Source organism: Streptomyces sp. NPDC088197 (assembly GCF_044741185.1).
In the GTDB taxonomy this organism is placed as follows: domain Bacteria; phylum Actinomycetota; class Actinomycetes; order Streptomycetales; family Streptomycetaceae; genus Actinacidiphila.
Map to the genome: position 1 here is coordinate 757,965 of NZ_JBIUSD010000002.1, position 13,577 is coordinate 771,541.

The 13,577-nt window shown below is 71.0% G+C and carries 11 protein-coding genes; 8 read left to right on the forward strand and 3 right to left on the reverse strand.

Annotation, left to right across the window (positions count from 1 at the left end; genetic code table 11):
* Nucleotides 1–63: 63 nt before the first annotated feature.
* From xseA to ACIOC1_RS08020, 3 genes are all read left to right on the forward strand, one after another.
* Complete coding sequence (xseA, locus tag ACIOC1_RS08010; protein WP_355347966.1) at nt 64–1,272, forward strand: exodeoxyribonuclease VII large subunit; 1,209 nt, start codon at nt 64–66, stop codon at nt 1,270–1,272.
* Nucleotides 1,273–1,390: 118 nt separating this feature from the next.
* Nucleotides 1,391–1,672, forward strand: a complete 282-nt coding sequence (locus ACIOC1_RS08015) for an exodeoxyribonuclease VII small subunit (RefSeq protein WP_401852633.1) — start codon at nt 1,391–1,393, stop codon at nt 1,670–1,672.
* 118 nt (nt 1,673–1,790) lie between these two features.
* The gene (locus ACIOC1_RS08020) at nt 1,791–2,384 is read left to right on the forward strand and encodes a malonic semialdehyde reductase (protein ID WP_391049214.1); all 594 of its coding nucleotides are present in this window, start codon (nt 1,791–1,793) and stop codon (nt 2,382–2,384) included.
* A gap of 75 nt (nt 2,385–2,459) precedes the next feature.
* On the opposite strand, the gene ACIOC1_RS08025 is transcribed toward ACIOC1_RS08020, so the two are convergent.
* Nucleotides 2,460–3,017: a DUF4245 domain-containing protein gene (locus ACIOC1_RS08025; RefSeq protein WP_401312960.1), complete on the reverse strand. Its 558-nt coding sequence runs from the start codon at nt 3,015–3,017 to the stop codon at nt 2,460–2,462.
* A gap of 164 nt (nt 3,018–3,181) precedes the next feature.
* Between ACIOC1_RS08025 and glpX the strand changes: the two genes are divergently transcribed.
* Nucleotides 3,182–4,213, forward strand: a complete 1,032-nt coding sequence (gene glpX / locus ACIOC1_RS08030; RefSeq protein WP_355347954.1) for a class II fructose-bisphosphatase — start codon at nt 3,182–3,184, stop codon at nt 4,211–4,213.
* A gap of 138 nt (nt 4,214–4,351) precedes the next feature.
* Here glpX and ACIOC1_RS08035 read toward each other — a convergent pair whose 3' ends face one another.
* Together ACIOC1_RS08035 and ACIOC1_RS08040 are read right to left on the reverse strand one after the other, a co-directional pair.
* Nucleotides 4,352–4,705, reverse strand: coding sequence for a WhiB family transcriptional regulator (locus ACIOC1_RS08035; protein ID WP_188281299.1), 354 nt, complete (start codon nt 4,703–4,705; stop codon nt 4,352–4,354).
* Nucleotides 4,706–5,038: 333 nt separating this feature from the next.
* A complete protein-coding gene (locus ACIOC1_RS08040; protein WP_401852637.1) occupies nt 5,039–5,734 on the reverse strand; it encodes a DUF1707 domain-containing protein in 696 nt (231 codons plus the stop codon).
* 132 nt (nt 5,735–5,866) lie between these two features.
* Between ACIOC1_RS08040 and ACIOC1_RS08045 the strand changes: the two genes are divergently transcribed.
* The 4 genes from ACIOC1_RS08045 to ACIOC1_RS08060 all read left to right on the forward strand — a co-directional run bounded on the left by ACIOC1_RS08045 (nt 5,867) and on the right by ACIOC1_RS08060 (nt 13,574).
* Complete coding sequence (locus ACIOC1_RS08045; RefSeq protein WP_391049208.1) at nt 5,867–7,522, forward strand: FumA C-terminus/TtdB family hydratase beta subunit; 1,656 nt, start codon at nt 5,867–5,869, stop codon at nt 7,520–7,522.
* Between the two features lie 1,178 nt (nt 7,523–8,700).
* Complete coding sequence (locus ACIOC1_RS08050) at nt 8,701–9,807, forward strand: DUF1996 domain-containing protein (RefSeq protein WP_401852640.1); 1,107 nt, start codon at nt 8,701–8,703, stop codon at nt 9,805–9,807.
* Between the two features lie 96 nt (nt 9,808–9,903).
* Nucleotides 9,904–11,799, forward strand: a complete 1,896-nt coding sequence (locus ACIOC1_RS08055; protein WP_401852643.1) for an adenylyl cyclase — start codon at nt 9,904–9,906, stop codon at nt 11,797–11,799.
* A gap of 17 nt (nt 11,800–11,816) precedes the next feature.
* Nucleotides 11,817–13,574 (forward strand): discoidin domain-containing protein, encoded by a 1,758-nt coding sequence (locus ACIOC1_RS08060; RefSeq protein ID WP_391049204.1) that lies wholly within the window; start codon nt 11,817–11,819, stop codon nt 13,572–13,574.
* Nucleotides 13,575–13,577 lie beyond the last annotated feature (3 nt).

Here is a 13,577-nt window from a genome sequence, read left to right on the forward strand (position 1 = left end):
CGGGGGCGTACGGGGGTGCGGCCGTTCGGCGGCGGTGTCGGTCACGCCCACTACGCTGCGGGCATGGCTCTGAACACCTCGGCGCAGACGCCGATCCCCGTCGGTGAGGTGTCGCGGCTGATCGGCGGCTGGATCGACCGGCTGGGCGCGGTGTGGGTGGAGGGGCAGATCACCCAGTTGTCGCGGCGGCCGGGCGCGGGCGTGGTGTTCATGACGCTGCGCGACCCCTCGCACGACGTGTCGATCACGGTGACGTGCTTCCGCGGTGTCTTCGAGCAGGTCGCGGACGTGGTCGGCGAGGGCGCGCGGGTGGTGATGCACGCCAAGCCCGAGTGGTACGGGCCGCGCGGCCAGCTCTCGCTGCGCGCGGTGGAGATCCGCCCGGTCGGGGTGGGTGAACTGCTGGCGCGCCTGGAGCAGTTGAAGAAGACGCTGGCGGCCGAGGGGCTCTTCGCGCTGGACCGCAAGCGGCCCATACCGTTTCTGCCGCAGCTCATCGGCCTGGTGACCGGCCGCGCCTCGGCGGCCGAGCGGGACGTGCGGGAGAACGCGCGGCTGCGCTGGCCCGCCGTCCGCTTCGAGGTGCGCAATGTGCCGGTGCAGGGCGCGAGCGCGGTGCCGCGGGTGATCGAGGCGGTACGGGAGCTGGACGCGCGTCCGGATGTCGACGTGATCGTCGTGGCGCGCGGCGGCGGCAGCGTCGAGGACCTGCTGCCGTTCTCCGACGAGGAGCTGGTCCGCGCGGTCGCGGCCTGCCGGACCCCGGTGGTCTCGGCGATCGGCCACGAGCCGGACTCGCCGCTGCTCGACCTGGTCGCCGACCTGCGGGCGTCCACCCCGACCGACGCGGCCAAGCGGATCGTGCCGGATGTGCGCGAGGAGCTGGCGCGCGTCCAGTTGGTACGGGACCGGGCGCTGCGGGTGATGCGCGGGCTGCTGGACCGGGAGGAGCGCGGCCTGGAGGCGGCGCTGAGCCGTCCGTCGATGGCGGCGCCGTACGGGATGATCGACGGCCGCGCGGCGGAGGTGGCCGACCGGGTGGACCGGGCCCGCCGTACGCTGCGCCATCTGCTGGAGCGCGCCGACGCGGATCTCTCGCACACCCTGGCGCGGGTGGTCGCGCTGTCCCCGGCCGCGACGCTGCGCCGCGGGTACGCGGTGCTCCAGCGCGAGGACGGCTCGGTGGTACGGGACCCGGCGGAGGTGGCCCCGGACGACGCGCTGCGGGCGCGGGTGGCCGAGGGCGACTTCACGGTGCGCGTCACGGAGTGATGCCGGGGTGGGCGTGGGCGGCGCGCGCTGATGTCGTCGTCACGCGGTTCGGTGTCGCGCGCTGATGTCGGTGTGCGCTTCGCCTGACCTGTCCCACCCCGCGCCTAGGCTTGCCCCCATGGCAGACACGGCAGACACCACCGATACGGCGGACCGGGAGAGCGGTAGCGCGGCCCTCGGGTACGAGCAGGCGCGCGACGAGCTGGTGGACGTCGTACGGCGGCTGGAAGCGGGCGGCGCGACCTTGGAGGAATCCCTGGCCCTGTGGGAGCGGGGCGAGGAGCTGGCCAAGGTCTGCCGCCGCTGGCTGGAGGGCGCGCGGGCCCGGCTGGACGCGGCGCTGGCGGCGGAGGAGGACGACGAGGAGGCGGAAGGGGTCACGGGGGCCGCACAGGAGTGACAGGGGTCACACTTGCCCCAGGGAATGGTTGAACGTTCACCCAGGTTGGTCGGAGTGTTCCGACGCGCCGCCCCCCGGCGCGCCCCCCTCGCACGACCGAAAGACCTGAGGATCCCGCATGACTCTCGTGCTCGACACCGCCGCCCAGGACCTGCTCTTCCGTGAGGCCCGCACCGCCAACACGTTCACCGACGAGCCGGTGACCGACGAGCAGGTCCAGGCCATCTACGACCTGGTGAAGTACGCGCCGACCGCGTTCAACCAGCAGCCGCTGCGCGTCGTCCTGGCCCGTACCGAAGAGGGGCGCGAGCGCCTGGTGCGGCACATGAGCGAGGGCAACAAGGCGAAGACGTCGACCGCGCCGCTGGTGGCGATCCTGGCCGCGGACAACGAGTTCCACGAGGAGCTGCCCACCCTGCTCCCGGTCTTCCCGCAGGCCAAGGACGTGATCTTCGCCGAGCGCCCGGTCCGCGAGCAGTCCGCCGCGCTGAACGCCGCGCTCCAGGTCGGCTACTTCATCATCGGCGTCCGCGCCGCCGGTCTGGCCGCCGGCCCGATGACCGGCTTCGACGCCGACGGCATCAACAAGGAGTTCTTCGCGGACGGCGAGCACTCGGTGCTGGCCGTGGTCAACATAGGCAAGCCGGGCGAGGCCGCCTGGTACGACCGCAACCCGCGCCTGTCGTACGAGCAGGTCGTGACGACCGTCTGATCCGTACGACGGACCGACGTATGTCCGTATGACCGGACACCTGGTCACACGTACGTCCGTATGACCGGCTACCGATTACTGGCCGCCGCGCTCCTTCAGCGCGGCGGCCATCGTCGTCAGCTCCGCGTCCTTGCCGGTGCCCAGTACCACCGTGGTGACGCCCTGCTCCTTGCGGACCAGCGCGTTGTACTTCGGCCCCGCGTAGCGCTCCCAGACCAGGCCGCCCGCGGTGACCGTACGGCCGCCGTCGCGGTGCGCGCCGAAGGTGACGTCCTTGATGTACGGCTCGGCCGCGGCGTTGCTCTGCTCGACGGCGACGTACTGGTCCTCGGGGTCGACGAAGCCGATGTGCCAGGTCACCGCCTGCGGGTCGGCCGCGCTGTAGGTGACCGAGGTGGCCCGCCAGGTCGCGGGCAGCCCCTCGGGCCCCGCCACCTTGTACGGCGCGTCGCGCCGCGCCTGGCCGAGCTCCACCGAGAAGGTGACCGGCTTGGTCGGGTCGGCCTTCGAGTCGTGCGGGATGAACACATAGATGAGGGCGGCGACGGCGCCGATCACCGCCATCGACAGCACCAGGTCCCGCACGGTCTTGTTGCCACGTTTGTCTGCTGCCACCCGACCATCGTCCCCCATGCCGGGAACGGCCCCGGACGCCGGGGTCCGCACCCTCCGCGGGCCCCGGCCCGCACCGGGCACCAGGCGCTCATGTGACGTGCACCCTGCTCATATTCGCGCCGAACCGATAGGGTCGGAACACCCTCATATTCCGGCCGTCCTCGTACAGAAAGGTGCGCGTGATGACCGAACAGCATTTGCCGCCCCAGCTCGAAGTGAGCCCGGAGGCCCCTGACCGCAACCTGGCACTGGAACTCGTACGCGTCACCGAGGCCGCCGCGATGGCGGCCGGACGCTGGGTCGGCAGGGGCGACAAGAACGGGGCCGACGGCGCCGCGGTGAACGCGATGCGCACCCTCGTCCACACCGTCTCGATGAACGGCGTCGTCGTCATCGGCGAGGGCGAGAAGGACGAGGCGCCGATGCTCTACAACGGCGAGCGGATCGGTGACGGCACCGGGCCCGAGTGCGATGTCGCCGTCGACCCGGTGGACGGCACCACGCTGACCGCCAAGGGCATGCCGAACGCGGTGGCGGTGCTCGCCGTCGCCGACCGCGGCACCATGTTCGACCCCTCGGCCGTCTTCTACATGGACAAGCTGGTGGTCGGCCCCGAGGCCGCCGAGTACGTCGACATCACCGCGCCGCCCGCGGTCAATGTGCGCCGGGTCGCCAAGGCCAAGGGCAGCGCGCCCGAGGACGTCACCGTCGTGGTGCTCGACCGGCCGCGGCACGACGGCATCGTGAAGGAGATCCGCGAGACCGGCGCCCGGATCAAGTTCATCGCCGACGGCGACGTGGCGGGCGCAATCATGGCGGTGCGCGAGGGCACCGGCGTGGACATGCTGCTGGGCATCGGGGGCACGCCCGAGGGCATCATCGCGGCCTGCGCGATCACCTGCCTCGGCGGCACGATCCAGGGCAGGCTGTGGCCCAAGGACGACGCCGAGCGGCGCCGGGCGCTGGACGCCGGGCACGACCTGGACCGGATTCTGCACACCAAGGACCTGGTCAGCGGCGAGAACGTCTTCTTCGTCGCCACCGGGATCACCGACGGCGAACTGCTGCGCGGGGTGCGGTACCGCGCGGAGACCGCCACCACCTCGTCGCTGGTGATGCGCTCCAAGTCCGGCACGATCCGGCAGATCGACTCCACGCACCGGCTGTCCAAGCTGCGGGCGTACAGCGCGATCGACTTCGACCGGGCGCGCTGAGGCCCGCTCCCCGCCTTCGGTACGTCCTTCGGTACGTCGGCTGCCGCCTGCCGCGGCGCACTCGGGCCCCGTATTCCCGGATGCGGCGCGGCGGGCGGCGCCCGGCCGACGAAACTCCTGAGCCGCTGAGCCGTACGGTCAGCCCGCGGCGGCGATCTGCGGGTCGGGGCGCTGGAGTTCGACCTCGCGACGGCGGCGGCGGGCCAGCACCACGCGGCGCTCGGCGGCGGTCATGCCGCCCCACACCCCGTACGGTTCCGGCTGGAGCAGGGCGTGTTCACGGCATTCGAGCATCACCGGGCAGCGCGCGCACACGCGTTTGGCCGCCTCCTCCCGGGACAGACGAGCGGCAGTGGGCTCCTTCGACGGGGCGAAGAACAGCCCCGCCTCGTCACTGCGGCAGGCGGCCTCCGAGTGCCAGGGCCCGCCCAGATCCCGCGGATGACCGGGCGGGTAGGCGGTGTCCGTGACGGGCTCGATCGGTTGAAGCACGGGATACTCCTGACGACGGCTCGGCGATTGCCACCCTGGCGCGTCACCGACCACTCCCCCGGCGGGCGCGGATCTCAACGGCGGCAGTGCGGCGGCGTGCTCGAACCCCTACCCGCTGTACGCGACTTCATGCGCACCGTGTTCGCCCGGCGCGAGAGCCCCGCAAGCCTGTGACCTGCGGATGGCGGAAACACGCACGATGCTTGGCGCACTTACGCACCATCAATCACAGCCGTTACGGAGTCGGGGGGCGTGAAACCGCCGCTGCCCGCTCACCCGTGCCCGAGGCCGCCTCACCCCGGCGCCGGAGGCTCCCCCGACCGGTCCCGCGCCTCAGCTCTCGAGGTTCTTATTCGTCCAGTCCTTGACCTTCTTGCCGCGCTTGGCCTTCGCCTCGACGCCGCCCCAGAAGGCGAAGCCGTCGATGCGGACCACCGGCGCGTCGGCGTCCGGCGCCTCGAACGCCTTGACGTCGGAGCCGCCCATGATGCCGACGACCCCGCCGCCGCGCAGCGTCACGTTCTCCGGCAGCTTGACGCTGATGCCGCCCATGATCGCGGTGCAGTGGATGACCAGTTCGGGCGAGGTGAACGTGGCCTCGGTGAGGTCGATCTCGACGCCGCCCATGATCGCGACCGCGGTGATCCGGTGGCCGACGCGCCAGCGGCCCTTGCGCTCGGCCCCGCCGAGGATGCCGACCAGGTTCGGGTTCTCGCCGCTGGGGTCGGGGGCGTAGTGGTAACCGCCGCGGGCCGCGGGGGCGGGCGCCGGTGCGCTGGTCCTGCCCACCGGCAGATCCCGTACCAGCGGCTCCAGTTCGCCCATCGTCTTGGCCGCGTAGACCTGGTCGAGCCGCTCGGAGTGCTCCGACGAGTCCAGACGGCCCTCGGCCAGGGCCTCGCGCAGGATGTCGGCGATCCGGTCCCGGTCCGCGTCCGACGCCCGCAGGTCCGCTTCCGCGGTGGGCTTGCCCGTACGCACCGGCTGGGGCTGCTCTTGCGCGCGTTTCTGGAGCTGCGATTCGTCCACGTCCCTACGGTACACAGACGCGATAGATCGCGACTACCCCGAAGTACCCCCTAGGGGTCCGGCCCGCCCGGCCGTTCGGGGGCGTTCTAGAATCGGGAGGCCGCAGCGCCGCCGCCGAGTGAGGAATGCCCCATGCCTGAGTTCGCCTACACGGATCTGCTTCCCCTCGGCGAGGACCCCACCACGTACCGCCTGCTCACCGCCGAGGGTGTCAGCACCTTCGAGGCGGACGGGCGTACGTTCCTCACGGTCGATCCGGAGGCGCTGCGACTGCTCGCGGCCGAGGCGATGCACGACATCTCCCACTACCTGCGCCCGACCCACCTCGCGCAGCTCCGCCGCATCCTGGACGACCCGCAGGCGAGCCCCAACGACAAATTCGTCGCGCTCGACCTGCTGAAGAACGCGAACATCGCGGCGGCCGGCGTGCTCCCGATGTGCCAGGACACCGGTACGGCGATCGTCATGGGCAAGCGCGGCCAGCAGGTCCTCACCGCGGGCGGTGACGAGGAAGCGCTGTCGCGCGGGATCTACGACGCGTACACCAAGCTCAATCTGCGCTACTCGCAGATGGCCCCGCTGACGATGTGGGACGAGAAGAACACCGGCTCCAACCTGCCCGCGCAGATCGAGCTGTACGCGACGGACGGCGGCGCGTACAAGTTCCTCTTCATGGCCAAGGGCGGTGGCAGCGCCAACAAGTCCTTCCTCTACCAGGAGACGAAGGCGGTGCTGAACGAGGCGTCGATGATGAAGTTCCTTGAGGAGAAGATCCGTTCGCTGGGTACGGCGGCCTGTCCGCCGTACCACCTGGCGATCGTGGTGGGCGGGACCAGCGCCGAATTCGCCCTGAAGACGGCCAAGTACGCGTCCGCGCACTACCTGGACGAGCTGCCCGCCGAGGGCTCGGCGGCCGGACACGGCTTCCGGGACAAGGAGTTGGAGCAGAAGGTCTTCGAGCTGACGCAGAGGATCGGGATCGGGGCGCAGTTCGGCGGGAAGTACTTCTGCCACGACGTGCGGGTGGTGCGGCTGCCGCGGCACGGCGCGTCGTGCCCGGTCGCCATCGCGGTGTCCTGCTCGGCGGACCGGCAGGCGCTGGCGAAGATCACCGCAGAGGGTGTCTTCCTGGAGCAGTTGGAGACGGACCCGGCGCGTTTCCTGCCGGAGACCACCGACGAGCACCTGGACGACGACGTCGTACGCGTCGACCTCAACCGGCCGATGGACGAGATCCGCGCCGAGCTGACCAAGTACCCCGTGAAGACCCGGCTTTCGCTGTCCGGGCCGCTGGTCGTGGCCCGCGACATCGCGCACGCCAAGATCAAGGAGCGGCTGGACGCGGGCGAGGAGATGCCGCAGTACCTGCGCGACCACGCCGTCTACTACGCGGGCCCGGCCAAGACGCCCGAGGGGTACGCCTCGGGCTCCTTCGGGCCGACCACCGCGGGCCGGATGGACGCCTACGTCGAGCAGTTCCAGGCCGCGGGCGGCTCCTTCGTGATGCTCGCCAAGGGCAACCGCAGCAAGCAGGTCACCGACGCGTGCGCCGCCCACGGCGGCTTCTACCTCGGCTCCATCGGCGGCCCCGCCGCCCGCCTCGCCCAGGACTGCATCAAGCGGGTCGACGTCCTCGAATACGCCGAACTCGGCATGGAAGCCGTCTGGAAGATCGAGGTCGAGGACTTCCCCGCCTTCGTCGTCGTCGACGACAAGGGCAACGACTTCTTCCAAGACCCTTCCCCCTCCCCCACCTTCACCACCATCCCCCGCCGCCAAGGCGCCTGACCCCTGCGGGAAGCTCACCGCCTACGGCTCTGCCGCCCCGCCGGGGGGCCGCGCCGCGTGGGGGCGGTAGCCGCGGGCGCGTGCGGCACGGGAACGGGCGGGTACCGCCCTGCGGGGCGGTGGCGGCACGGGTGCGTGCTGTCGCCGCCGCGGGGGGGCGGGCGCGCGCCATTGGGTAGCCGCGGCGGCGGCAGGCGCGGACGCGCACGGCGCGGGCACGGGCGGGTACCGCCCTGCGGGGCGGTGGCGGCACGAGAGCCGCGACGGCACCAGCGCGGCACGGGTGCACCACGGGGCGGCAACGACCGCATGCTCGCGCACGGTAGTGGGCACGCACTTGCCCTGCGGGGTGGGGCCGCAACTCCGCAGACTCGGGAGCGGCGACGGCGACATACGCGGGCGCGAGCGCGCACTGCACGCGGGCTGGGCGATGGTGCCCGCAGGAGCAGCGGCAGACGCGGACGCGGGAACGGCAGCAGGTAGCCCGGGCAGCGCGCAACATCAACGGGACGGCATGCGACACCGTCCGCGCTGCGGGGCAGGCTCGGCAGCTGACCGCCCGACGCCGGTCGCCCGGCATGCGTCCGGGGCGCGGCGCTGAACCGGGCGAAGGCCCCGCCCGATGGGGCGCGGCACCGCGCCGGAGCCCTGCCGGTTACCCAACGGCCGGGGGTGACACCCCAGCGTCCACGCCGCAGGCCCGGCGGGGCGACCGCCGCGTATGCCAGCGCACGGCGGCGCGGCACCACCCGCCCGTGCCGAAGGGGCGGCCCGGCGGGGGGCCGCTGATTACGCCAGCACGCAGCGCCCGGGCGGCGGGGCCGGCCGAGAACCGCACGGCGGCGGGGCACCACCCGCCCGTGCCCAAGGGGCGGCCCGGCGGGGGGACCGCTGACTACGCCAGCGCGTGGTACCGGGGGTTGGTATAGGCCAAGGGCAGGGGGTGGACCTTCACGAAATCCGCAAGAAGTGGAGGGCTTGCAGGCCAGGGTGGTCGGGGGGTGGCGGAATGCCCGGCTCGCGCAGCGGGGCCGATTCATCAACCGTTGACATGTCCTTAGCGGGAGCGGAACATTCCGTACCTGGGAGAGCGCTCTCCCAACTGACGGCCCGTCATGACGCCTGCCGCCACGTCGTGCCGTCAGCCCCCCATGCGCACCATCAAGCAGGAGGTCTCCATGGCACGGAGGACCAGAAGGATCCCGGGGCTGCTCATAGCCCTGTCACTCGCCGCTACCGGCCTCGGTATCGGCGGGGTCGCGATGACGACCGGAAACGCTTCCGCCAGCACACCGGCCGCCGCGGACCACGCGGCCGACCACGCCGGGATGCCCGGCATGGCGATGCCGCTGACCGGCAACGGACTGGCGTCCGGCGACGACCCGGACGGCGACGGCTACATCATGGCGAACCCGCCGGTCACCGGCGTGACGCCGTCGACGTACGAGCCGCCGCACGCGTACTTCCACGAGTTCCAGGCCCAGTGTGCCCCCACGCACACGGCGCCGGACGACCCGATCGTCTTCCCCGGCCAGCCGGGGGCGTCGCACGACCACACCTTCATGGGCAACACCAGCACGAACGGCAACTCCACGACGGCCTCGCTGGAGACCGGTAACACGGTGTGTCTGGCGCCCGGCGACAAGTCGGCGTACTGGATGCCGAGTCTGTTCAAGGGCACCCAGAAGATCCTGCCGGTCGGCACGCAGACGATCTACTACAAGTCGTCCGTGAACGACTACACCAGCGTCCGCCCCTTCCCCAAGGGCCTGCGCTTCGTGGTCGGCAGCCCGAGCCAGACGCAGGACGAGTTCCAGCACCTCAAGGGCACCGTCGAGGGCTGGGAGTGCGGGACCAGCTACCACAACTGGAACATCCCGGTGAGCTGCCCCAACACGCCTGACACGCAGCTCAACATCCGTCTCCAGGCGCCGAGTTGCTGGGACGGCATCCACCTGGACGTGCCGGACCACAAGAGTCACATGGCCTACCCGGTCGCCGGCGGCGCCAACCAGAACGTCTGCCCGGCCGACCACCCGGTCGCCCTGCCGATGATCGAGTTCAAGATGGCCTGGCCGGTGAACGGCGACATGTCGCAGGTCCACCTCTCCAGTGGCCAGGGCTTCTCCTTCCACTACGACTTCTTCAACGACTGGGACGCCGCGACCCTCAACGCGCTGGTCACCCACTGCATCAACGGTGGACTCCAGTGCGACGCCCGCGGTTACGACCAGTCGCAGCCTCAGAAGGGCGCGGCTCTGAACCAGAACTACCAACTGCCGTAAGCCCGGACACCGCGCTCTCCCGCGCGGGCCGGGCTTTACCCGACCCCGTGGGAGAGCGCTCTCCGGAAACCTGTCCCCCCAACACACAGGTGATCTATGAACAGCCCCGCACTTCCCCCCTCTCAACCCCCCACAAGCAGCACAAGCAGCACGACCGGCACACCCGGCTCACCGGTGACATCCGTCTTCTCCCGGCGCGCGGCCCTCGGCGCGCTGGCGGCCCTCGCGGCCACCCCGGTACTGGCGGGCCGCGCCTCGGCGGCCACCGCGGCCACCGCGTCCGGCGCGAACGGTACGAAGGCCGGTTCGACGGCCGGTACGACGGCCGGTCCGCGCGCCGCCGCCGCGGACCCCGACTTCGGCCCCAACGTCCTGGTCTTCGACCCCTCGATGCCGATCGCCGACATCCAGGCGAAGGTCTCGGACGTCTTCCGCCGCCAGGAGTCCAACCAGTTCGGCACCGACCGCTTCGCGCTCTTCTTCAAGCCGGGCACGTACGAAGGACTCGACGTCAACGTCGGCTTCTACACCCACGTCGCCGGGCTCGGCCTGTCCCCCGACGACGTCGACATCCACGGCCTGGTGCACGTCGAGGCCGACTGGATGCAGGGCAACGCCACCCAGAACTTCTGGCGCAGCGCCGAGAATCTGTCGGTCACCCCGACCGGCGGCTCCAACCGCTGGGCGGTCTCGCAGGCCGCCCCGCTGCGCCGCGTGCACATCCGCGGCGAGGTCCCGCTGTGGAACGGCTACGACGGCTGGTCCAGCGGCGGCTTCATGGCCGACTGCAAGGTGGACGGCCGGGTCGTGTCCGGCTCCCAGCAGCAGTGGCTGACCCGGAACAGCGCGCTCGGCGAATGGGCCGGTTCCGTATGGAACATGGTCTTCGTCGGCGTGGACGGCGCACCGCCGCAGAACTTCCCCGACCCCTCCCACACGGTGGTCGACAGCGCCCCGGTGATCCGGGAGAAGCCCTTCTTGTACGTGGACGGGTCCGGCGCGTACCAGGTGTTCGTGCCCGCGCTGCACAGCAACGCCCGCGGGGTGACCTGGAACGGCGGCGCGCAGGGCGAGTCGATCCCGCTGACCGACTTCTACATCACGAAGCCGGGCGACTCGGCGGCCACGATCAACTCCGCGCTGGCGCAGGGCAAGCACCTGCTGGTCACACCGGGCGTGTACGCCCTCGACCAGACCGTGGAGGTGACGCGGGCGGGCACGGTCGTGCTGGGCCTGGGCATCGCCACGCTGCTGCCGGACAACGGCATCACCGCGCTGTCCGTCGCCGACGTCGACGGTGTGAAGATCTCCGGGCTGCTGATCGACGCGGGCGCCACGAATTCCGCGGTGCTGGTCCGCGTCGGACCGCGGGGCGCCGACGGCGGCCACGCGGGCGACCCGACGCTCCTCCAGGACGTGTTCGTGCGGATCGGCGGCGCGCAGGCCGGCAAGGCCACCGTCAGCGTCGAGATCAACAGCTCCGACGTGATCGGCGACAACCTGTGGCTGTGGCGGGCCGACCACGGCAGCGGTGTCGGCTGGGACGTCAACACCAGCGACACCGGCCTGGTCGTCAACGGCGCGCGCGTCACGATGTACGGCCTGTTCGTGGAGCACCACCAGAAGACCGAGGTGCTCTGGAACGGCGACGCCGGACGGACGTACTTCTTCCAGAACGAGATGCCGTACGACCCGCCCAACCAGGCGGCCTGGATGGACGGTTCGCGGCACGGCTACGCCGCCTACCAGGTGGCGGACTCGGTCTCCTCGCACGAGGCGTGGGGGCTGGGCAGCTACTGCCTGTTCCTCGCGGACCCCAGCGTCGTCGCCGACAGCGCCCTGCTGGTGCCGAACACGTCCGGGGTGCGGCTGCACGACATGGTCACCGTCTCGCTCGGCAACGACGGGACGATCAGCCATGTCGTCAACGAGACCGGAGACCCGGTGAACAACACCAACTCCGGTATCTCCTACCTGGTGAGCTACCCGTGACCCCCTCGGAGGACGAGATGCGCGCACATGTGATCAGGAGGACGGCCAGGCGCGGCCTGGCGCCCCTCGCGGTGGCGGCACTGGTCGCGGCGGGTCTCGCCGTCGTGCAGGCCCCGGCCGCGCAGGCGGCGGGCAGCGTGGTCAAGGTGACCGGCTCGCAGGGCAATTGGCAGCTCACCGTGGACGGCGCCCCGTACACCGTGAAGGGTCTGACGTGGGGTCCGCAGCCCTCGCAGGCGGCGGCGGACCTGCCGGACGTGGCACGGATGGGCGTCAACACGATCCGTACGTGGGGTACGGACGCGAGCAGCGCGCCGCTGTTCGACGCGGCGGCGGCCAACGGCATCAAGGTGATCGCCGGTTTCTGGCTCCAGCCGGGCGGCGGTCCCGGCTCGGGCGGCTGTGTCGACTACCTGACGGACACCACGTACAAGAACAACATGCTCGCGGAGTTCCCGAAGTGGGTGAACACCTACAAGGACAACCCGGGCGTGCTGATGTGGGACGTCGGCAACGAGTCGGTGCTGGGGCTCCAGAACTGCTACAGCGGTGACCAGTTGGAGCAGGAGCGCAACGCGTACACCTCCTTCGTCAACGACCTCTCGAAAGCGGTGCACGCGGCCGACCCGAACCACCCGGTGACGTCGACCGACGCGTGGACGGGCGCGTGGCCGTACTACAAGCGCAACACCCCGGACCTGGACCTGCTGGCGGTCAACTCCTACAAGGACGTCTGCAACGTCAAGTCGGCGTGGGAGAGCGGCGGTTACGACAAGCCGTACATCATCACCGAGGGCGGCCCGGCCGGTTCGTGGGAGGTGCCGAACGACGCGAACGGTGTGGCGGACGAGCCCACCGACCAGCAGAAGGCGGACGGTTACACCAACGCATGGAACTGCGTGGCCGGCCACCCCGGTGTGGCGCTGGGCGCCACGCTCTTCCACTACGGCAACGAGGACGACTTCGGCGGCATCTGGTTCAACCTGGTGCCCGACGGCCTGAAGCGGCCCTCGTACTACGCGGTCAAGCGCGCGTACGGCGGGAACACCTCGGGTGACAACCAGCCGCCGCTGGTGACCGACATGACGGTGGACAACGCCACTTCGGGTGTGCCCGCGGGCGGCACGGTGACGATCACCACCTCGACCTCCGACCCGGAGAACGACCCGATCACGTACCAGGTGCTGTTCAGCAGCATCTACATCGACAACAACGGCTCGCTCACCCCGGCCGCGACCACGCAGAACGGCGGCACGCTGACGGCGAAGGCGCCGGAGAAGGTCGGCGTGTACGAGGCGTACGTCCGCGCCACCGACAACCACGGCAACGTCAGCTACGGCTCCAAGTCGGTGCGGATCGTGCCGCCGAAGCCGAACGGTACGAATGTCGCGCTCAACAAGCCCGCGACGGCCTCCACGTACCAGACCGACCCGACCGGCGGCTGCCCGTGCACCCCGTCGAACGCGGTGGACGGCAACGCCGGGACCCGCTGGGCGAGCGACTGGAGCGACCCGCAGTGGATCCAGGTCGACCTGGGCGCCACCACCGCCTTCCACCACGTCCAGCTCTCCTGGGAGTCGGCGTACGCCAAGGCGTACGACATCCAGACCTCCGACGACGGGCAGAACTGGACGACGGTGAAGTCCGTGACCGACGGCAACGGTGACATCGACGACCTCGACGTCTCCGGCACCGGTCGCTATGTGCGCCTGACGGGCACGCAGCGCGGCACGGCCTACGGGTACTCGCTCTACGAATTCGGCGTCTACAACTAAGCG